Source organism: Oceanispirochaeta sp. (assembly GCF_027859075.1).
GTDB lineage: Bacteria > Spirochaetota > Spirochaetia > DSM-2461 > DSM-2461 > Oceanispirochaeta.
This window is the reverse complement of record NZ_JAQIBL010000292.1, coordinates 1-22,052: the sequence shown is the minus strand read 5'-3', so window position 1 is coordinate 22,052 and position 22,052 is coordinate 1. Positions and strand designations below refer to the sequence as shown.

General features: G+C 44.4%; 16 protein-coding genes. 4 read left to right on the top strand and 12 right to left on the bottom strand.

All coding sequences use genetic code 11. The features are described 5' to 3' along the window. The first annotated feature begins 69 nt into the window (after nucleotides 1-69). The 4 genes from PF479_RS16280 to PF479_RS16265 all read left to right on the top strand — a co-directional run bounded on the left by PF479_RS16280 (nucleotide 70) and on the right by PF479_RS16265 (nucleotide 7,966). Nucleotides 70-1,224, top strand: coding sequence for an ATP-binding protein (locus PF479_RS16280; RefSeq protein ID WP_298008665.1), 1,155 nt, complete (start codon nucleotides 70-72; stop codon nucleotides 1,222-1,224). A 492-nt stretch (nucleotides 1,225-1,716) separates the two neighbouring features. Further along, complete coding sequence (locus tag PF479_RS16275; protein WP_298008662.1) at nucleotides 1,717-4,341, top strand: ATP-binding protein; 2,625 nt, start codon at nucleotides 1,717-1,719, stop codon at nucleotides 4,339-4,341. Between the two features lie 112 nt (nucleotides 4,342-4,453). Further along, nucleotides 4,454-6,691, top strand: coding sequence for an MFS transporter (locus PF479_RS16270; protein WP_298008660.1), 2,238 nt, complete (start codon nucleotides 4,454-4,456; stop codon nucleotides 6,689-6,691). Nucleotides 6,692-6,841: 150 nt separating this feature from the next. Further along, nucleotides 6,842-7,966 carry an ATP-binding protein gene (locus PF479_RS16265; protein ID WP_367277253.1) on the top strand — a complete coding sequence of 375 codons (1,125 nt, stop codon included), beginning with the start codon at nucleotides 6,842-6,844 and terminating at the stop codon, nucleotides 7,964-7,966. A gap of 128 nt (nucleotides 7,967-8,094) precedes the next feature. On the opposite strand, the gene PF479_RS16260 is transcribed toward PF479_RS16265, so the two are convergent. The 12 genes from PF479_RS16260 to PF479_RS16205 form a co-directional block, all read right to left on the bottom strand. Further along, entirely contained in the window at nucleotides 8,095-8,634 is a 540-nt protein-coding gene (locus PF479_RS16260; protein WP_298008655.1) for a nucleoside-triphosphatase, read from the bottom strand. Next, nucleotides 8,631-9,425, bottom strand: coding sequence for an ABC transporter ATP-binding protein (locus tag PF479_RS16255; protein WP_298008652.1), 795 nt, complete (start codon nucleotides 9,423-9,425; stop codon nucleotides 8,631-8,633). Before PF479_RS16255 ends, PF479_RS16260 begins: the two co-directional genes overlap by 4 nt. Nucleotides 9,426-9,435: 10 nt before the next feature. Then, the gene (locus tag PF479_RS16250; protein ID WP_298008649.1) at nucleotides 9,436-10,422 is read right to left on the bottom strand and encodes an iron ABC transporter permease; all 987 of its coding nucleotides are present in this window, start codon (nucleotides 10,420-10,422) and stop codon (nucleotides 9,436-9,438) included. Between the two features lie 16 nt (nucleotides 10,423-10,438). Beyond that, the gene (locus PF479_RS16245; RefSeq protein WP_298008645.1) at nucleotides 10,439-11,542 is read right to left on the bottom strand and encodes an ABC transporter substrate-binding protein; all 1,104 of its coding nucleotides are present in this window, start codon (nucleotides 11,540-11,542) and stop codon (nucleotides 10,439-10,441) included. A gap of 261 nt (nucleotides 11,543-11,803) precedes the next feature. After that, nucleotides 11,804-12,616: a hypothetical protein gene (locus tag PF479_RS16240; RefSeq protein ID WP_298008642.1), complete on the bottom strand. Its 813-nt coding sequence runs from the start codon at nucleotides 12,614-12,616 to the stop codon at nucleotides 11,804-11,806. A gap of 17 nt (nucleotides 12,617-12,633) precedes the next feature. Continuing rightward, entirely contained in the window at nucleotides 12,634-15,000 is a 2,367-nt protein-coding gene (locus PF479_RS16235; RefSeq protein ID WP_298008639.1) for a glycoside hydrolase family 2 TIM barrel-domain containing protein, read from the bottom strand. 3 nt (nucleotides 15,001-15,003) lie between these two features. After that, a complete protein-coding gene (locus tag PF479_RS16230; protein ID WP_298008636.1) occupies nucleotides 15,004-16,179 on the bottom strand; it encodes a glycoside hydrolase family 88 protein in 1,176 nt (391 codons plus the stop codon). A gap of 123 nt (nucleotides 16,180-16,302) precedes the next feature. After that, nucleotides 16,303-17,862, bottom strand: a complete 1,560-nt coding sequence (locus tag PF479_RS16225; protein ID WP_298008633.1) for an extracellular solute-binding protein — start codon at nucleotides 17,860-17,862, stop codon at nucleotides 16,303-16,305. Nucleotides 17,863-17,965: 103 nt separating this feature from the next. Then, a complete protein-coding gene (locus PF479_RS16220; protein ID WP_298008630.1) occupies nucleotides 17,966-18,865 on the bottom strand; it encodes a carbohydrate ABC transporter permease in 900 nt (299 codons plus the stop codon). Then, nucleotides 18,846-19,763 carry a sugar ABC transporter permease gene (locus tag PF479_RS16215; protein WP_298008627.1) on the bottom strand — a complete coding sequence of 306 codons (918 nt, stop codon included), beginning with the start codon at nucleotides 19,761-19,763 and terminating at the stop codon, nucleotides 18,846-18,848. The genes PF479_RS16220 and PF479_RS16215 overlap by 20 nt, the downstream gene beginning before the upstream one ends. Nucleotides 19,764-19,878: 115 nt before the next feature. After that, the gene (locus tag PF479_RS16210) at nucleotides 19,879-20,985 is read right to left on the bottom strand and encodes a LacI family DNA-binding transcriptional regulator (protein WP_298008624.1); all 1,107 of its coding nucleotides are present in this window, start codon (nucleotides 20,983-20,985) and stop codon (nucleotides 19,879-19,881) included. A gap of 130 nt (nucleotides 20,986-21,115) precedes the next feature. Then, on the bottom strand, nucleotides 21,116-22,052 hold a 937-nt coding region (locus PF479_RS16205; RefSeq protein ID WP_298008621.1), incomplete at its 5' end, for a uroporphyrinogen decarboxylase family protein.

Here is a 22,052-nt window from a genome sequence, read left to right as displayed (position 1 = left end):
CGTATATATTGTATTTACCATGAAATATGCTATACTTATATAACAAAATACATGGTTAAAGAGAGCTCTATGATTGAAAGACGATTACAGGCTGAAGTCAATAGACATATTCATTCATTCCCGGTTGTTGCTCTTTCGGGACCCAGACAATGTGGAAAATCAACTCTGGCAAAAATGATTATCAGTCATAATCCCGAATCCTGGATTTACCTTGATTTGGAACGTCCTTCAGATTTGAGAAAACTTGATGATCCTGAACTATTTTTTAAATCAACAGGAAGTAAACAGGTTTGTATTGATGAAGTTCAATTAAGACCGGAACTCTTTCCTGTATTACGATCTATTGTTGATGAGAAATGGTGTAATGGACAAATCCTGCTCCTTGGTTCTGCATCACCTGAGCTATTAAGGCAGGGATCTGAAACCTTGGCAGGGCGAATATCATTTCTTGAGTTGACGCCTTTTACCGTTTCGGAGATTTCAGAATGGGAGAACTATAAAGACCAATTATTGAAAGGGGGATTTCCCAGAAGCCTTCTTTCTGATGATGATCTTTCTTTTTTATGGAGAGAGAATTTCCTGAAAACTTATGTTGAGAGAGATCTTATCTCTCTGGGATTTCAACTCTCTTCAATGCAGGTCATCCGCCTCCTGAAAATGTGTGCTCACTCTCAGGGACAATTGTTTAATACATCAAAAATCAGCGAATCCCTGGGGGTTAGTAGGGCTACTGTGAATCGTTGGATTGATATTCTGCAGCAGACATTTATGTTAAGAAGGTTGGAGCCTTTTGAAAGCAATATTAAAAAAAGACTGATTAAATCTCCCAAACTTTATATTAGGGATTGCGGGATTCTGCATGGTCTGCTTGAAATTCGAAGTTTCCAGAATCTGTTGGGACATCCTGTTCTCGGTAATTCCTGGGAAGGATATGCTATTGAAAATATACTTTCTGAAAACAGGAAATGGCAGGGCTCTTTTTATAGAACATCTCAGGGTGCTGAAATTGATCTGATTTTAAGTACTGGATTAAGACATATAGCGCTGGAGTTTAAAGTTTCCTTAGCACCTAAAGTAAGTAGAGGTTTCTGGACTGCTCTTGATGATATTAAACCGGAAAGTGCCTGGGTTATCATACCGGAAGGAGAGAAGTACCCATTGAGGGAAAATGTCTGGGTTATATCTCTTGATGATTTTTTGAAGCTGGATATTCTAGCGGTGTAATCAATTAAACCATAACCAGCACCTGTTCCTGTAAATCAAACGGCATCCGGCAGGAAGAAGTGTCCAACTACGATGTAGAAGTCTGGTCCAGGGCGGCGGAAGCCTGTGAGAAACATCAAGACTTATACTTTTCAATCCTTATGCCTAACAAAAATGTTGTTCATTAAAAACACTCCCTCCTCCTGATGAATGGCTCTTTTATTCATATCCCTGTGCCTGAAAAAATCGATTTCCTGGAATCGGCAGTTTAGTGCGGAAAAATAATTTATAAGTAAAACATTGAGGTATTGAAGATCAATAATGATAAAATAGAATTATTCTAAAAAAGACAAACGTTTTATCCCTATGATATAATACAACCAGTGATGAGAAACAGATGCCAGTTCAGAGTAAATCCAGAAAGAAATGATTTAATGGTATTACACCACAATTATTACCGGTCAAATGCATGAAGTACAAAAAGCCATAGCAAGAGGTGCAGGTAAGGTAAAAATGAAAAAAAGAAATACTATCGGCCGGAAATTGTCATTACTCATTCTGATAGCGACTATCCCTGCTCTTATCATTCTCCTTATCTCCGGAATGGAACAGCGAAGAAAAGCCATGACAGACGCAGAAAATAATGTGCTTTTCCTGGTCCATACCATGTCTGATGCACAGGTGGATATGACCAGGTCTGCAAAACAGCTGCTTGCAACACTATCTCTGTTTCCGGAATTTCAAAAAAAGGATGTCCGGGGATGTTCCCAAATCCTGAAGGATGTGCTTAAAGAAAATCCTGATTATTTGAATATCACTCTGGTTGATACTGACGGTAAAGTCGTGGCATCGGGAGTCCCTGTGAATTCCAACAATTTGGGTGACAGGAAACATTTTCATGAGGCGTTGGCACATAGGAAATTTGCGGCGGGTGAATATATAGTTTCAAGGACTAGTTCTCAAACTTCCTCCTTTCCTTATGCCTTCCCCATCCTGGATGATAATGATAGACCCACCGCCGTTCTGACGGCTGTTGTTAAGTTATCACAGTTTTCCCGGTTTTATGAAGGAATAGCCATAACAGAAAAATCCTTTGTGGCTATTACTGATTACCAGGGCAAGCGGCTTCTCTACTATCCTCCCAATGAAAAAACAAACCCCCTGGGACAGCCAATCAAGGAAGATGCATGGAACTGGGCCGCGGGGGAAATGAATGCGGGTATTTTCAAGAATCAGGGGTCTGACGGCATCCGCAGGATCAATGGATTTGAACCCGTCCGCCTTTCACCCGATTCTACTCCCTACAGTTATATCTGGGCGGGAGTTCCGGAGAAGGAGATCCTTCAGCCGATTTATAAACAATTGACAAGAAACCTTATTTTTATGCTCCTGTTTATTGTTCTTTCCCTGTTGGCGGCCTGGAGTCTGGGAAAAAGGGTGGTGATCAAGCCGATTGAGGATCTGGTTGAGCTGACCATGCGGCTGGGTCGGGGGGATATTCTGGAGGAGCCGGACCAGGTCTTCCGGAATGATGAATTCGGTACTCTGAACAGGGCCTTTTATGAAATGGCCGGGAGCCTTGAGACAAATCGGAAAACACTGGAACAGAATGAAGCCCGGCTGCTCAAGGAAACCGAGCAATTAATGATTACCCTGAAAAGCATAGGGGACGGGGTGTTCACCACCGACGCTGACGGCCGGGTTGTTCTTCTTAATAAAGCCGCCGAAGTGCTGACTGGATGGAACAATCATGATGCCGCAGGACAGGACTCAGCTCTGGTTTTTAAGATTATCAATCAGGAAACCCGGCAGGCACCGGAAAACCCGGTTGCCAGGGTATTATCATCGGGCAATCCTGTTTCTTTAAACCGAAATACCATTCTTATTTCAAAAACCGGTCAGGAATACAGTATCGCTGACCGGGGTGCACCGATTAAGGATGCGGAAGGGCACATTTTAGGGGTTATTGTGGTTTTCCGGGATATTACCAGTCAGCTTAAGATGGAACAGGAGATGATCCGGGTTAATAAACTGGAATCTATCGGTACCCTGGCCGGCGGAATCGCCCACGATTTTAACAATATTCTTATGGTCATTCTGGGTAATATTGAGATGGCCCTTGGGGATAAGCGGATGGATCCGGCAACTTTGGAACTGCTGAATCGGGCGTTAGAAGCCTCCGACAGGGCCAAAGGGCTGACTTCCCAGTTGCTGACCTTTGCCAAGGGGGGCGAACCCTTCAAAGAGCGCCTTTCTGTGGGTGAACTGGTTCGGAATTCCGCAGATCTTGCTTTGACCAGTGAAAAAACGGTCTGCCGCTGCAGCTTTGCCCCTGATATCCTTCCTATAGAGGCGGACAAAGCCCTGATGGGACAGGTTGTGCAGAATATCGTTTTCAACGCCTGTAATGTCATGCCCATGGGAGGGCAGATTGACATAAAGGGGTATAACGCTTTACCTGAAGAAACCAATGAAAGGCATCTTGCCCCGGGGCGTCTATACGTAAGGCTGGACTTCTCAGATCAAGGTCCCGGCATATCCGAAGAACTTTTAGAGAAAATTTTCGATCCCTATTTTTCAACTGAACAACAGCGAAGCGGTCTGGGGCTTGCGATTTCCCATTCAATTGTAACTAAACACGGCGGAAAAATTTTTGCCGAATCCCGGCATGGTTCCGGAACGAGTATTACGATTTTTCTTCCGGCAGTCACAGAGGAACCTACAAAGGGGAAAGCGCCGGAACAGCTGAGTCCTGGAAAGGAAGATATTTGTATCCTTGTTATGGATGATGAGGAGATGATCCGGAATATACTGGACACCATGCTGAGAAGTCTGGGGCACCAGGTGCTGGTTTCCCGGGACGGACAGGAAGCCATAGAGCTTTATAAAAAATCCGGTCAATCAGGCCCGGCCGTAGATCTTATGATTATGGACCTGACCGTTCCGAATGGAATGGGCGGAAAAGAAGCGTCCGGCAAAATTCTGGAAATAAATCCTGATATGAAAATTATTGTTTCCAGCGGCTACTCTGATGATCCGGTTATGGCAGACTGGAGCCGATATGGTTTTGCCGGAGCTATCAAAAAACCCTATACTTTAAGAGAGCTGCACGAACTGTTAGACAGGGTTCTAAGCTAACTTTCCCGGTGGAATTTAAATACACTGTGCCGCTCCTGATCGCTGTAAAAATATCCTGGGATAAAGTTGTCGAAAAGCAGTATAATCATTTAAAAAAATGGGGAGTTCTCATTTGCTGACAAAATATCTTTCGGAAGATGAGAGAAAAGATGGCCGACGCCGAATTTACAGGTTCCAGGCCCTCAACGGAATGGGTTTCAACTTTATGGGAGAAACTCCTGTCTATCTTCTGGCCATACACTTCGGCGCATCCAATATTGAATTGGGATATATCTCCTCTGTAATTTTCCTTACAGGCTTTATTCTGGTGGCTCTTCCAAGACTTCTGGCGGGAAAAAATCTGGTTACAGTACAGGCTACAGCCTGGTTTATCCGCGGACTTATTGTCCTGTTGTATTTATTGTTGTTCTTTCTTGAAGGCCGGCCGGCAGTCCTCTTGATTCTGATTGTTTACACCCTGTTCTGTGCTGCAAGAATGGTCGGAGTGGTTATCTGGAATCCTCTTGTCAAAATGGTCACGACTTCTCAAAACAGAGGAGAAGTCCTGGCTCAGGGGAACATTGTCAATCAGGCTGCTTCTGTTGTTTCCAAACTGATAAGCTTTATGATTACATCCATCCAGTTTTTTACCGGTGTGGCAGGCATATTACTTCTGCAGATCATTGGCGTCATTCTCAATAGTTCCGCGGCGTATCAACTGAAAAAGGTGACCTGCCGAGAGACTGTTGAATATGAGAAAGGGAGGAATCTCTTTGTCATATTCAAAGAATCTCTATCAAGTAAAGAAAAGCGTTTCCCTCTGATGCTGAAATGGTTGTCCATTGCCGTTATGGTTGTCAATGGACTTACAATTGTATTTGTTCGAAAGGAAGCAGGATTTGATGCCAACTTTGTCTTTCTCTACACACTGGTTATCGCTTTGGCCAATATAATGGCAGGTCTTTTTGGACGAACTTTCGCTGATAGAATCGGTAGCCGACCACTCTTGATAGGTGTCAATATTCTCCTCTCTTTATCTTATATCATCTGGATGTTGCTGCCTCTTTCAAATGGCCGCAGTTTGCCTATTTTTGCTTATTTCATCCTGGGTTTCTTTTCTAATTTTTTCCTTTTGGCAACGAATGTACTGGTCGCGCGGGTCCTTGTGAATTCCATGCCTGAGAATGAATCATTCAGTTATAATTCAATGATCAATTTTGTTATGGCTTTCTTCTCCTTCTTCAGTGGTATTCTTGGAGGGGTTCTCATTGACTGGGGGCAGAGTTCCACAATGGGTCTCCCCAACAATTTCAGCTTTCTCTTTTTCTTTGCTCTCGTTTTAAGTCTTCTTCTTATTTTCTATAGTTTGAGATTGATCGATAAGGGAAGTCTCTCTGCAAAAGAAACAGCAGCAATATTCTTTTCCCTGGAGGGATTGAGAGCCTACAGTTATATTGGAAAGTATAAGGCTATCGATGATCCAGTAAAAAAACGAACTGTTATAATGTCCATCAGCCAGAATGATGCTCCCATTGCCACAGAAGAATTAAGGGCTATCATCTCATCTCCACTGTCTTCGAGTAAAGGAGAGGCAATCAAATCTCTATTCTCCCATCCTCGGGTCGAACTTCTCGAGGATTTGCTTCGCGAAGCATCTGACTCAGGCTCCTACCATCAGCTCAAGGCCATCTTTGCCCTGGGAGCTTATGAAGCTGAGGCTTCGGAACATGTACTGCTGTCACTTTTGGATGATCCCGATTCGGCGGTCCGCTCTACAGCGGCTAAATCACTTGGTAGAATCGGTCACGTACAATCGATAGAACGAATTAGTATTCTGGCTGATAAGGCTGAACAAGCCATGGATAAAATCAATTATCTCATCGCGCTGAAAAATATGGATACCACCGGTTCGGTGTTCGAAAAAATATTTACTGCTGCCGGCAGCTTCAGTGATGGTATTTTCCGCCAAACCTACTATTCTCTTGCCGCTGATCTGTTTGAGTCGACCCCATCTCTTTCGGCTGTGTACAGTTCTAAAAATCTGAGTAAAGGCAATGGTGTGAGGGACTTTCTGGACCAAACAAGAGATTTACTCGTTTTCTATAATAATCACCGCAACCTGGTTCTCTGGTTTCGTGATAGGAAATGGGCTCAGATAGGAGAATTCTGCCTTTGTTCCCTGGAGGAGTCCACCGAAAATGAAATCTCTTTGTTAAACCCGTTTGAACACCTTGAAAAAGCTGTAAAAGAAGAGGCTTTGAGGATGAAGGGGCTTTCAGGGCAGGAAGATTCTCTTATTTATGACAATGCCCTCGCCCTTGTGTATTTTACTTATCAGATATTGATGAAGAGGAAACATCACAGCTCTTAAAATGGAGTTGATATCTTGGAGAAGACCTATCCTGAGCATTTGAAAAAGCATTAGGATGTTTCATACTAAGGTGTACATAATATCCCGACTATTCAGGAGTCAATTCCGTAAAAGTCTTGACTATTCGGGAATCTGATGTAGAATAGTCATATGAAACGTTCTATTACCAATCAAGTCTTAGAAGATATGAAAAAAAAAATTGTGCTGATTTCCGGGCCCCGGCAGTCAGGTAAAACAATTCTTTCAAAAATGCTATGTTCTGAGTTCGATTATTTCAATTATGACGAGCCTGCTCAAAGGCTTATTTTAAAATCGAAAACTTGGGACAGAAAAAAACCGCTTATTATTTTTGACGAACTTCACAAAATGGATCAATGGAAACTGTTTTTGAAAGGAATATACGATACCGAAGGTATTCCTCCTGCTCTGGTTGTAACCGGCAGCGCTCGCATGGAGGCATTCCGTAAAGTCGGAGATTCATTAGCAGGACGCTATTTTTCCCACCGCCTCCATCCATTGGATATTAAGGAAGCTTCCTCATTTTTGGAGCCTCGTGAAGCAATGGAGCGTATTCTGAAAGTCGGTGGATTTCCGGAACCTTTTCTGGAAAATAGCAGTCGTTTTTATGCACGTTGGAAGAGGTCTCATCTGGATGTCATACTGAGACAGGATATGATCGACTTAACTGCGATTACAGATATTCAGAGCATTGAAACATTGCTGGAAATGCTTCGGAGCCGGGTTGGATCTCCTGTTTCTTATGCTTCTTTAGCCGGGGATTTGCAGAAAGATGCCAAAACAGTAAAATCCTGGCTCCTCCTTCTGGAGAACCTGTATGTGATTTTTCCAGTACGTCCATGGCACAGAAATGTTGCTCGGTCTATTCTCAAAGAGCCTAAGTATTATTTCTATGATACGGGACAGCTTGCTAAAGATGAAGGGATGAGAATTGAAAATCTAACAGCATGTTCTCTTTTAAAATATGCCCATTCTCTGGAAGACGGTGCTGGTATACGATGTAGTCTCTGCTATTTTCGTACAAAAGACGGTAAAGAGCTGGATTTTGTACTGTCTATGGATGACCGCATCGCAGCAGCATATGAAGTTAAACGGTCCAACACCGATTTGTCTCCTGGATTCAGGCATTTTTCCTCTCATATTGCCGATGCAGTGAAAGTGCAACTTGTTGCCTATCCGGATAGAGAGAAGACCTATCCTACAGGAGAAGAAGTCCGAAGTCTGCCTGAATACCTGGCGGACTTAGACTTAGAATGATAGTTTTTAAGTCCAAGTCTTGTTTAACCTGGTCAATTTAAGCGATTTTGTACTCAGTCTGCCTGAATCTCTGCTGAAGATTAAATTGTTTTTACAGAGTATAAAATTGAAAATAGAAAGAATACTCCCTAACAAGTTCCAAGAATCTGGGAAATGAATTCTTCTTCCCGGAGGTTTTTCTGCTCTTCTATATAAAGAATTTCAGAATTGCTCCATCGTTTCCTGGCTTGATTGATCAGTTCAGGGCGAACGACAACAACACTGCAGTGATCAGTCTGAGAATCCATCCTTGCCATTCCTGCTGTCCATCCTTGATCCCTTTCAAATTCAAGGATTCCCGCTTCATCCAGGATAAATAAGTTGGAAGAGGGGGCCTTTCTGATGCGTTGGTTTCCCCATGAGAGAGTACTTGCATCAAAGGTCCATTGTTTTGTGCGAGATGTTTTATCATCTCCGGGAGCCTCCACTGAGAAGGATGTTCTGTTGAAAATTGCTAAGCGGCGGCTCTCTTCGGTGTAAAGGTCTACTGCCCTTAAGTCTTCCTCTCTCTGGGTCAGGGTCAGAATGCCTGCCACAGTCATTTTCCTTGCAACTGCTGCACGAAAGAGGATCTGACAAAACCTGGTCTTTCCGGCTTCTCTTTTTCCTGTAAGGATATAGTGGTTCATCCGGGTTCCCTTCGGGATTGCCCCCATATCAGAACTCTTTGTCCCTCTATCGTTCCGATTTTTACCGGAATGTTGTAGAGGTCTGTCAGATTTTCATCATTCAGAATACTCTCTGAAGGTCCACACTGAATCACAGATCCATTTTTCAGAAGGATGGCATGGTCAGCCAGACGAATGACAAGTTCCGGATCGTGGGATGTAAAAAAAATGCTGATTCCCCTCTGTTTCAGTTTTTCCAATATATGAAGAATCTTTTCCCTGTTATGCAGGTCAAGGTGGGACGCCGGTTCGTCCAGGAGCAATAGTTTAGGCTGCTGGGTCAGTGCTCTTGCCAGTAGAACCAGCTGCCGTTCTCCTCCGCTTAGACGGGATACTTTCCTTTTGACAAGATGATCAATTCCTGCCTCCTCCAGAGCTTCCAGAGCGATTCTTCTATCCTCCTGGCCCGGATTTCCAAGGGGCGGGAGGTAGGGGCTTCGTCCCAGAAGAATATATTCCAGAACAGAATAATCGAATTGAATAATTTCATCCTGAGGGACCAGGGCCATAAACTGTCCTCTTTTTCTATGACTCCACTGATTGATGGGATATTCCTGGAGCAGGATCTCACCGCTTTGTGGAGTACGCCACCCTAGAGACAGATCCATAATGGTCGTTTTCCCTGCTCCGTTGGGTCCTAATAGAGCCGTTGCTATTCCTGCGGGTACCTGCATATCCAGAGAGGGGAAGAGGGGAGAATCTTTTCGGTGCCAATTAAATCTGACATTCCGGAATTCCATGATATGACTCATTCGAACCTCTTCATATATGCTTCCTTCTGGGTGAAAAAACCATAAGAAGAGTAAAAATCAGGGCTCCTGAAAGGGAGGTCAGTATTCCAAGAGGAATTTCTCCTGTGCTGACCGTTCGTGCCGCATCATCGCAAATAAGAGCAAAGATTCCCCCTGTCAAAATTGCTGTTGGAACGGATTTCGATGTATCGCTCCCGGATATTCTCCTGGCGATATGGGGAATGATCAGGCCGATCCAACCGATAATACCACAATAGGAAACCACTGCTGCAGTCGCAAGGACCGCAATCAGCAGAAAAAAATTCTTCTCCAGAACCGGAGACATCCCCATTGAGTGGGCTGTCCGATCTCCCATGGAGAGAAGATTCAGCCGCCAGCGCAACAGGAAAATCAGGAAAAGGGCCGGGATTGTAAAGGGAATCATGTATTTCAGTTCTGTCCATCCTATCCCGGACAGCCCTCCCATCAACCAAAAGGTTATCTCCTGAAGCTGGCTTCTCGGATCTGCCAGATATTTTAAAATCCCAAGTCCCGAAGAGAACACCGCCGAGATGATTATTCCGGCCAGAATCAAACGGATGATCCAGCCACCGAAACGGATCGCCCTGGCCAGGGACCATGTGAGCCCCAGGGCCGCTAAAGAGAAGGCTGCTGCCGAAAGGGTGATGGCCATTGGAATTTTCACATTAAGGATTATCATTAGTGCCGCTCCGAAGGCTGCTCCCTGGGAAATTCCCAAAAATCCCGCTTCTACAAGGGGGTTTCCAAGAATTGTCTGAAATACCAGTCCTGTCAGCGCCAGTGTACTTCCCAAAATCACAGCTGTTATTATGCGGGGAAGCCGTAGATTCAGAATGATATTCTGAGCTATGGGATCAGTGCGAATGCTTTGGAAATTTATAAAACCCGGCTCTGGATAACGACCCAGCAGTAGGGAGCCGACCACCAGGACTGTCAATAATAAGATCAGCAGAAGGTTCTTAATCCAGACAGGCATGTTTTTCTCCACAAGTCTATTCAATCCCTTCCAGGACGGGATTGATCTTACTGCGGTAATCCTCTGCGGAGATGTTATAGAAATCGGCAAAGAATTTTTCAGCTGTTTTATTCATATCCAGATCTGGAAAAAACTCTGGATGTGAAATTGACGCCATCCATTGCAGGCCGATCAGCCATCGTGGATCCGGTTGATCCCAGCTATGAAAATCCATGGGGAAAGGATGTATCTCCCCTTCTTTATAGGCACGTAATTCCTGCCAATACGGGCTGTCCTCTATGATCTCCAGGACTTCTGAGACAGGACTCCTATAGGAAATCAAAAAGATCTGATCAGGGTCCCAGGCTGCAATCTGTTCAAATCCAACCTTTGTCCATGTTTTACCCAGATCCGCTTTCACCCAGACGGGTTCTGACCCTGACATTTCCACCATTCTGGTCTGGATATAGGACAAAGGGGGGACCTGGAATGCCCCGGTTCCGTCTTTCTCGGAGTAATAGAGGATGAGGTTTCTCTTCTTTTCTTCCGGTTTCAGCCTCTCAAGAGGACGGAGAACCTTCATTGTGTAATCAGAAAAGAGTTTTTGCAGCTCTTCAGCTCTTTCCTGATTGCCGAATATTTGTCCAAGAATTTCAAGATCAGCATTCCAGGCTTCAGGCGATTCCAGGTTCAGATAGATGACAGGAATCCCTACTTTCTGGAATTCCTTATCATATTTACTGAATAGAAAATCTTTCATTAGAACCAGATCCGGAGATGCTGCCATTATCTCTTCGATATTAATCGTACGGGGCAGTATGATCTTTTTATCATATTCCGGATCCAGGACGGGAAGGAAATATCCCCGCTTCTGATTGCTGTCTGACATGGCTACGACACGTTCACCTGCTTCAGGAAACAAATAGATGGCATCATTCATAAGAAAGGCGGAGGATCCTGTCTGAACAATTCTTTGAGGAATTTCCGGGAGGACTACCCTTCTTCCCAGGGAGTCATGAATTATAATGGGACTCTCTGTTTTTTCTTTATAAATCGAATCGGATGTATCCTGGGAACCGCTTCCCCATAAAAAAGACTGACAAATAAGGATGAGAGTAAATATAAATTTAATTGTTTTCATAGAGAATAAGATAGATGAGTCATGACAGTATGTAAATATAAGTTAAAAATGGACAGACAACTTCTTTTTATATAACACTAGGGCAGCCGCTGCTGATGATTCGGTGATCTCCAGTATCAGGAATTTCTTATCCGCAGTATATCGGGAAAGCAGGTCATTCTGTTTGTCCTGGAAATCCTGTTCAGTAAATTGAAGAGGGCTTACATTGACAGTTCCAGATAGTTCGCTTTCAGCCAGGGGGAGCAGAAACGTTCCGCCTTTTTAGAGAATCAATAATCCCTGCATTGACGAAATATCATCAGGAAACGACCAGCTATTCAGGTATGTACCATTTGAATTGAATCGGATTAGCTGCCTTCCCTTACTCCCGTTTTTTACCCCGTGTCCCTGCCAGTTGGCAAGAAGAATGGAGCCGTCATTTATTCTGCAGAAGCTGGCATAGAAATTTGGTTTCACTTCAGGAGGTAGCTCATCGGCTCTGCCGAATGTGGATTGGAGCACGCCTTTTTCATTAAATTTTGCCATAAAGGCTCCATATCCTGCAGACACAAGAATTGATCCATCAGGACAGACTATACTTTTCCAGGCATGAAGAAAGCCTTCTGCCCTGAGTATGCTTTGTGTCTTCAGTTTATTATTGCAGATCATAATATGATCATTAGTGGAGAGAAGATATCTGTTCTCAGACACAGTCATGAGCCTGACGTAGTCACCTTCGCAGGATTGAGTCGTTAGTACCTCATCATTTTGATCGAGGGTAATAACGCATACCCCCATTTGATCTTCCAGGTTCAGTCCCGTGATGAGAGTGGTCTCATCGGGATTTCTATAGGCGGAAGTCACATTTCTCCAACGGGCACAGTCTTTGATGATCTTTCCGGTGCTGATCTCAATAATACAGTATCCCCTGCTGTAACCCATGAGGACTCTATCGTCGTTCAGTCTCTGCATGGCCCTGGCTGTCGGATAGTCTGCCAGTGATTTTGTCCAGTGTATTTTTCCACTTTCTGTATCAGCTTTCAGTAGATTCTGCTTTCCTTCATCAATTGTGAGGAACTCGAAATTCACTTCCATTTGTATTCCTTAATCAATCATATTTTAATGAACAAAGGGGGGATCTTTTCACAGATGGCAGCCAGAATAGCCGAATTTTCCTCTGCTTGAATCTTGATTCCCGATTTTCCGTTACACATCTGGACTTTTGACGAACCTTGAGAGGTTCCGAGATTATCCATTAACTGACCGTCCCCTGCCAGAGAGAATTTTACATATTCTTCGAAGTCCAGGCAAATTTCCCCCTTCTCATCAAGAACCTGAATAGTGATGCTGACTTCCCGGCCATCTCTTTGTAATTGAGAAACCTGGAGTGTTGAAGGGCTTTCCCAGTCATCACCGTGATAATGAAACTCCAATGTGTCTTCAATATTGTCGCCCTGAGCAACGGCTCTCAGAGTCTGTCTTCCAAAGCTTAACTCTGCCTGCCAGCGCAGACCGGCTGCCGGGAAGTCCCGGGAGTCTCTTTTTTTTACACCCAGACTTTGATTGTTCAGGAATAATTCCACTCCATTGCAATTAGAATAGACTCGGAACTCTTTGAGCTCTCCATCTTTTCCCCATCGGTCAGACCATTTATGACCAAAAATCCGGATCATCGGTTCATCCGACCAATAGGACTGCACGACATAGAAGGCCTCTTTGGGTGTCAGATCTCTCTCTACAACTCCCTTCTGATTGACATAGGGGATAGGGTTTTTCGGTCTTAAGGGGGTGGCGAAATCTTTGAAGGGCCAGAAAGCAGTACCGCTTAACTCGGGCATTGTTTCCTGTTCTTTCAGGGTCCAGTCAAATAGATCACAGGCGTAGTTTTCCGACCAGCTGCCATCTTTTGAGACTCGCGCTATCCCGCCATACAGAGAGGCATCGCAGCCCCGTTCATCAGTTCCTACACCGGTTTGAAGGTTTTCAAGACCTTCGTAGGGATCTTCAGAGAATCGCCCGGCATGACTTGATGCACCCCATTCAACATGCAAAAAATGGTCCACTTCTTTAATGTGTTCTAAAGTGGCTTGTTTATATTCTCTGTAATGCCCTCTATACCACCCCGCCCAGATCGAAGGGGAATAGACATCGGGTATCTCTTTGCAGAAATCACATCGTCTAATAGATGTCAGTCTTGTATCATCCAATTTATGAGCCTTTTCATGGAGCTGTCTCATAAAGTTTTGAATTTCTATTTTATTAAAGTCAGGGAAATCTCCGGGCCAGTCATTTTCATTGCCTAATCCCCATAGAATAACAGAGCTGTGGTTGTAGTGCTGCATAATCATATTTTCAAGCAGTTTATGACTCATCTTCTGATATTCGGCTCCTCCCAGGCCGCCCCGGCACCAGGGAATCTCTTCCCAGACCAGGAGCCCCAGGCTGTCGCAGAGTTGAAGCACTTGTCTTGACTGCTGGTAATGACCCAGACGAATAAAATTTGCACCCATAGATTTTATCATCTTCATCTCTTTTTCTATAAGATGATCCGGCATGGCTGCTGCCATACCCGCATGATCCTCATGTCTATGGGTTCCTTTCAGGAGGAGTCTTCTGCCGTTCAGAAAAAAAGGACCATGCTTTTCAAAGCTGTAATAACGGCAGCCAAACAGATCTTTATAGACCTGTGACTTTGGTTCTCCCTCCAGGCTGATGGTCAAAAGGCAGCTATAGAGATTAGGATTCTCAGGACTCCATAGTTCAGGTTTTTTCAGGATGGTCTTGAATTGAATCTTGTCCCGCAGTGATTCTAAAGGTTCCGATATCAGGCAACGCCCATGGGGATCTCTGATCTCCAGAACTGCCTTTACTCTGTCAGTCGATTGACTCAGATCGGCTGACAGAGTGAGCTCTGCGGCCTCCCCTTTTTCAATGACCCGGGGAGTCAGAATTAACGATTCTACATAGATACTGGGCTGATATATGAGTTTAACCTTACGGTATAGACCTCCATAAATATTAAAATCAGAAAGATTCGAGGGAATAATTTGAAGATCTCTTGCATTGCTGCAGCGGATAGACAGTCTCACCGGGGCTTGTTCTTCACGACTCAGAAAATCTGTGATATCCACAGACCACTCATCGTAACCTCCCTTATGAAAAGCTACTTTTCTGTCATCAATGTATACTTCGCTGACCTGTCCGGCCCCTTCAAAGTGTAGGATGACCCGGCCATTGGGAAAAGGATTGACAGGGTGTATGTCTTTTCGGTACCAGCCATAACCCTGGTAATAGGGAACTCGTGAATTTACCGAGTCGGCTCCATTAAAACAGTGGGGTAGGGAGGCATGCTCCCATAGTAGGGAATCCTCAGGATCTCCTGCCTGAACGGGTCTGATTGATTCCCAGATACCCCCCAGGTCCCCTTTGTGAAAGTCCCAATTCTCATTTAAATCAGTGGTATTCTCAATTTCTAACATGCATCAGGTCCATATAAAATCGCTTTTTCCCCGGGCTCTCAAAATCGCTTCAAGGTAATAATAATCTCCGTAAGGGAGCATAGCAGAGGACCAGTAGGACCCCTTTTTGGCATGACTGGCTCCCTGGCCTAAAAAGCCCTGAGCCTCAGGATCATCACAGATATCACAGCATTTTTTCAGACCGCTGAGCATTTCCATTCCCGCTTTCCAGTAGTAATCGGCTTTTTCCTTGTCTATCGGCTTAAGTGCCTGAGCTATGCTGAGTAATCCGGAACAAATAATGGCCCCGGCGGAAGAGTCTCTGACCTGGGGTGCTTCCGGAGGAATCTTGAAATCCCAGAGGGGGACTTTATCTTCAGGAAGGTTCAGGATGACATAATCTGCCAATCTGCAGGCTGTCTCCAAAAACTCTCTCTTTTTTGTATTCAAGTAGGTCTGGCAAAAGCCATGAACTGCCCATGCTTGTCCCCGGCTCCAACAGGACTCTATGTTCCAGCCCTGATGGGTATCGCCTCCGGCAGGTTTCCCGGTTACAGGATCAAAGTTAAAGCAGTGGTAGGTGCTTCCATCGTCCCTTATTATATGCTTCTGCATTGTCAGTGCATGTTCTGTGGCTATATCAGTATAGGCTGTTTCACCGCTCTCTCTTGCGGCCCAGTACAGCAAAGAAATGTTTTCCATCGAGTCGATGATCATCTTACCGCTGGCTACTTTATTCCAGGCATCATTCTCCGGCTTTGGATTCCAGGCTAGGATATAACGGCCATGCCATTGGAAACGGCTTCTCAGCACATCTGCCGCTCTCAAGGCTCTGGCCCGGGCTGCCTGATCCCTGGTCAGGGAAAAGTCCGTGACTGAACTCATCAGAAACAAAAAACCCACATCATGGTGGAGCCACTCCGGTGTCGCGAGCATTTTCTGAAATGCCGGTGTATGCCTGCGGGCAGCCGTCAGGAAGCGCTTATCTTTAGTGTGATCATAGGCCAGCCATAACTGTCCGGGCCAGAATGCTTCCGTCCAGTAGTGGGGCTCTGTATAATGCCAGCCTTTGTCCGGTGTTTTTCTGCCTATCTCAGGACGACGGTTTCCATGAATTGTTATGGTCCGATCCATGACAGAAAGTATCTTACTGATCATTTCATCAAGATCCTTGCTGTTCGGCAAATTTTTGTTTTTCACTTCTGCATTCCTTATCTATAAATGGTCACCTGAAAATGCGGTCGTCCTGTTCTGAGTTGGCTTAAATCATAATTTGAAAATATCTCCCCGCCATCTTGTCATCAGCGGGGAGACCAGAGGAGGTTATTTAAATTTTCTATCGTAAGCAGTCTGATAAATCTTTGTGACTTCATTCAGGCTCATATTATTTAACTCATTAAATGTCTTTTGAAAATCAGAAGGAGCAATAGCTCCTACCAGGGCTCTGGCAGTCATTTCTGCTGAATAGAGTTTAATTTGACTGTATTTATCATCGATCACCATCTGTTCTTCTTCTGTAAAACTGAGAACAGGGAACTCTTCAATGATGTAGTTTTCCATATAATCTATACGGGCTTCTGTTGCGATAACATTGGCAAACTGTTTTTCGTATTCGATGTCCTGCTGCATACCGATTTTCCACTGCATTCCATTTGTCACCAGTGATTCATGGAATCCTGTGTCCGGGTTAGATGTGATTTTTTTGGTGTAAACAGGCTTTCCACCTTTAACAGTGTATGTATCATTTTCAACACCGAAGTTCACAAGTTTGCTGCCTTCAGCACTGAACAGAAAGTCCATCATTTTAATTGTAGCAACGGGATCTGGATTTGAATGGGAAATGGACCATCCTCCGTCTCCACGAACCTTACTCATCTGAATTCTGGTGAAAGGTTTTTTTACTGTTCCTACAGGAGGAGCCATATGGCGTAGGCTAAAACCGGGTATTTCATCAGCAAGAGAGTCGTTTAGTCCTGCGGTTGAGGCAAACCAGTCATGAATGGCCCCTGCCATATTTTTACCCATCAAGTCATTTCTGGGATTTCCTGCACGGGTCAGAATTTCTTCATCGATAAGATCTTCTTTATAGAGCCTGGCAATATAGTTCAGGTAATCAAGGTACTGTGTTTCGGATGGTCCGAATGCAACCTTACCATTTCTGATAACCCAGTCTGGATCGGCATCAAAAGCGTATGCCAGGGCTCCCAGGTTGTAGAAGGCATCATCCCCGCGGCGCCTGAAGATCATGGGTATTTCATCGGCTTCTCCGTTGCCGTTTGGATCTTCATTTTTAAAGGCCACAAGAACATCATAGAGCTCTTCAGTATTGGTGGGCACTTCTTTTCCAACTGCTTCCAGCCAGTCATAACGAATGTACCAGCCTCTTGCTGCATTCAAAGCGGAGAGCATGGGGATATAGTAAATATTGCCGTCGGAAGCCAGAATTGTCTCTCTTACCTTGGGATCATCCAGCAGTGCCGCTTTGAGGTTTGGGGCATTTTCTTTGATCAGGTCTTCAAGAGGAAGAAAGGCTCCTTCTATTCCGAATCTATTGACAGAGCTGAATCCTGATTTCCCTTCATAGTATGCCATTACATCCGGCAGATCGCCTGAGGTCATTATAAGATTGAATTGTTCATCTTTAACTTCTGTACCTATTAAATCCCAGTTTAGTTCTACACCGGTGGCGTCTTCAATCGCTTTCCAGTTCGCAAGAGATTCAGTATCTACCTGCAGTTCTGCCGCTTTGGCAGCCCAAACTTCTAGTTTTACCTTACCGTCAGAAGAACTGTCAGAAGAACTTGCATTATCCTGCCCTCCGGCTGCACTCAAAAACCCGATTGTTAAAACCATAAGCAAAGGCATTAGTAATAATCTTTTCATAGGGTACTCCTTTTCCGGGTTCATACCCGGGAATATATAAAAACCCGAACAAATTCGGTGTTTTCCATGATTGACGGGGATTGACGAGATGTTGATATCCCCTTTATCCCTTTACTGATCCAAGGGCCGCTCCCTTTACAAAGTACTTCTGTATAAAGGGATAGATGACTGCAATGGGAAGAGTGGCTAATACAATAGCACCGTATTTTATAACCTCTGCATTTGTATTACTGCGCTTCAGGCTGGCATCCATCTCTTCTCCCATGGCTGCCAGGACAATCAGTTCTCTCAACACAACCTGAAGTGGATGCTTTGTTTCATCCCTCAGGAAAATCATGGCCCAGAAATAGCCATTCCATCTGTTGATTCCATAATAGAGTCCGATAGTAGCCAGGGCGGCACCCGAAAGAGGCAGGACAATTTTAAGGAGGAGTGTAAACTCACTGGCCCCATCCAGACGGGCGGCTTCAAACATCTCTTCCGGCATCTGCTGGAAAAAAGACCGCAGCAGTATGATGTAATAGGGGAAGGCTCCGAATACGATCAGTATCGCCAGTCTTGAGTCTAAAAGCTTCATGCCCCGTACGACCAGGTACAAGGGGATCATCATCCCAGTGGCTGAAATAAACATTGTCAGGGCAACAAATATATTGATGAATCTGTAGCCCTGAAATCCTACTCGGGACATGGGATAGGCTGCCAGGATGGTTAAGGCAAGGTTCACCATGGTTCCGACAATCGTATAAAATATTGTATTGGCATATCCCTGCCAGATCCTTTCATTCTTAAACAGTATTTTATAGCCCTCAAAACTCAAGGGGCCTTTCGGGAAAAAGCTAACCTGATTTCGTATGACCGATTTAGGATCAGAAACAGAAGCCGAAAGAGTAAATAAAAAGGGATATAACATGATCAGACAGACTGCGATAATGGTTACAACAATCAGTGTGGTCCAGAAGATTTCCATCTTCTGGTTAGTTTTACTACCAGAGGTATGATTCACTTTTCATTCTCCTTGCAAGGGCGTTGGATGAGAGAACAAGAACCAGAGCGACAAAGGTTTCAAACAGTCCAACAGCTGTGGCGTAACTGTAATCGGCGTTTACCAGACCTCTCCTGTAGACAAGAGTGCTGATAACCTCGGATGTATCAAGGATGACGTCATTTTGAAGCAATAGAACCTGTTCAAAGCTTATACTGATGATTTTTCCTACTTTAATGATGAACATGATGATGATGGTTGGGATAATTCCGGGTAATGTAACGTATTTGAGTTGCTGAGGACGGCTCGCTCCGTCACAGCGAGCTGCTTCGTAGAGGGTCGGATCAATCGATGAAAGAGCCGCTAGATATATAATGGCAGAAAATCCCGATTCTTTTATTATCCGCATGGTGGTGAAAATCCCCCAGAAATACTTTGACTCCTGCATGAAATAGATGCTTTCAAGCCCAAGTTTTACGCGGAAGGCATTTATGACTCCTGTGCTGGGTGACAGCATATTCAGTGCTATTCCTGCGACAACCACATAAGAAACAAAGTGGGGGAGCAGTGTCACAGTCTGAGTTATCTTCTTAAAGGATTTATTCCTTAATCCGTTTAGAAGGAGTGCTAAGATGATCGGAGCTGGAAACCCGAATACAAGATCGAATAAACCGATCATCAGAGTATTTTTTAGAACCCTTCCAAAGTAAATGGAAGTGAAAAACTGGCGAAAGTATTCAAGACCAACCCAGGGACTACCAAGAACTCCTTTAAAGGGGCTGTATCGCTGCAGTGCAATAATAACGCCCCCCATTGGCAGGTATTTGAATAGAAGGAAGTACAGGAGTACTGGAATCAGCATAATCCACAGTTCCCGGTGATTCACAAGACTTTTATTTTTGATTTTTTGCTTCTGCATAAACCAAGAATATCACATTGTGATGATTTGTCAACTTATAAAGCAAACAATTGTGCAATACAATCTTCTCGATGGTTCTTTCTAGGGGCTCGGGGCCTGCTTTTGTTTTCCGGGATTATGCGGGTTTCTGCCAGCAGGATCGTCTGATGACAAGTTCTGTCCTGCAGGAGTTTGTAATTGAACAGGGAGTTGACATGGTCATGATTTCTTTTAAAAGTACGAGAGAACTGCTTAGTAGTAGATTTCTGTCTACTTTGACCGTAGTCAAAGGGGGTGCTGCCATCTCGGCCATAAACAGATCATCAAAGCCGCAGACAGATACTTCCTCAGGAATTCTTATCTCCATCTGGTGAAGAAGGTCGTATATCCGGAGGGCGCATATGTCATTGAAGCAAAAGATGGCTGTGAATCCCTCAACGATAAGATCCTTCAGTTTCTCTGCATCTTCATTGGATCCAGGAGAGAAAGTAAAGTCCGTGATTTCAGGTTGTGGTATTCTGCAGTTTCCATTAAGGCTTTTCTGTATTACGGTACGTCGGTGGTCATAAACAGTTGTCATTTCAAATTCATTGGAAAAGGCATACAGGTACTTTTTATGTCCCAAACTGGACATATATGCGGATAACTGCTCCAGGCCGCTGCAATCCATTATGACCGAACCAAATCTCCCTTTCAAATTTTGATCCAAGACTCTATTGATAACCACAGAGGGAATGTCGTTTTTTTCCAGATAATCCAGATAGCACGAGGGAAGAGATCCTTGTATCAGGACACCTTTACAACTCTCCAGAATACCTCTAGTCTCTTCTGAGATCTCTGTCTCCCCTTTGTTGTATACAATCAAAACGGGTTCTGCTCCCTCCTCATTCATGGCATGAAGATAATTCAGATACAGTTCTTTTCCGTGATAACCGACCGCAGTATTTTCCCCCCGAAGATAGGATGATCTTGCCTTGTCTATGAGCATCGGGATTTTTGGGCCTGTGGTGATGCTTTTTTTGCCTGTTAAGATAGAACCTGATCCCTGTCTTGAGGCAATTATTCCCATTCCGGCAAGGTGGGTTGTTGCTTTGTTGGCAGTCTGAGGACTGACGTTGTACATTTCAGCAAGAGTTCTGACGGTGGGAATTGCATCTCCTTCCTTCCACTTCCCTTTATGTATCTCTTCAAGGATCATTTCTGCAATCTGTATATATTTTTTGCTGCTTTTTATTGTTGACATCATTCTATGATGAGGCACAATAATTATTGTGTCAATAATTATGCAGTACAATTTGATTTTTTGTAATGCTCCTGATGGTGCCTCAGGACATGCAGTCTCTCTCCCGTGGTTTCACCAGAGGGATCTCTCATCAGGAAATTCTATGATTTTTAACGGTATCCAACAAAGCTATGATATTTTCTTCTGGTGTGCCGGCCTGTGCAAAATGACATGAACAGGGGATATATCCCTCGGGGCCAAGTTCATTCAGGCAGAGTTTTGTTTCGGAAACAACTTCCGAGGCACTGCCGAAGGGGAGGATCTTCTGATTTTCAACACCGCCGTGAAAGATGATTTTATCTCCGTATTTTTCTTTAAGGGATGTACATTCCATACCTGGACAGACATGCTGTATCGGGTTGAGTACATCTACACCGGCCTCTATCAGTCTTGGGATGATAGGTTCTGACGCTCCGTCTGTATGGAAGAATGTTCGGGCTCCGTAGGAGTGAACCATGTCGCACCATTTTTTAAGATGGGGAAATATAAATTCATCAAATGAATCCGGTGACATGAGAAGGCTGTTCTGGGAGCCCATATCATCACTGATAAAGACAAGGTCGATGGCTCCATCGGCTGCTTTAAGAAATCGCCGTACCATCTCTCCCTGGGAGTCCGCTATAAATCCCAGTGCCTTGTGAAGGAAATCAGGGGCTATCACCGTGTCCATCAGAGCCTGTTCCAGTCCCCGCATCTGACAATACACTTCAAACAAAGATATCAAGGGTCCTAAAGTTACAAAGTCTCGGGCCAGCTTATTTGCTTCCCTGGCAGCGGTTTCATAGTCAAAGTCATCAGGGTCAGGCCAGGGATACTGTTCCAGATCCTCAATAGAATTCATATCTTTTAAGGGATTGAAACTTACCTCGCCATAGGCAACGCCCTCATTCGCCTCGATCTCTTCAAATCTGACACCCCAATGATTCACTTCCTGATGCTCATTCGGGTCTTTCAGGACGACGCCCTTATAAGGAATTCCGAGCCAGACAATCTTATCAACATCCAGTTTTCTGTAAATATCCAGTTCA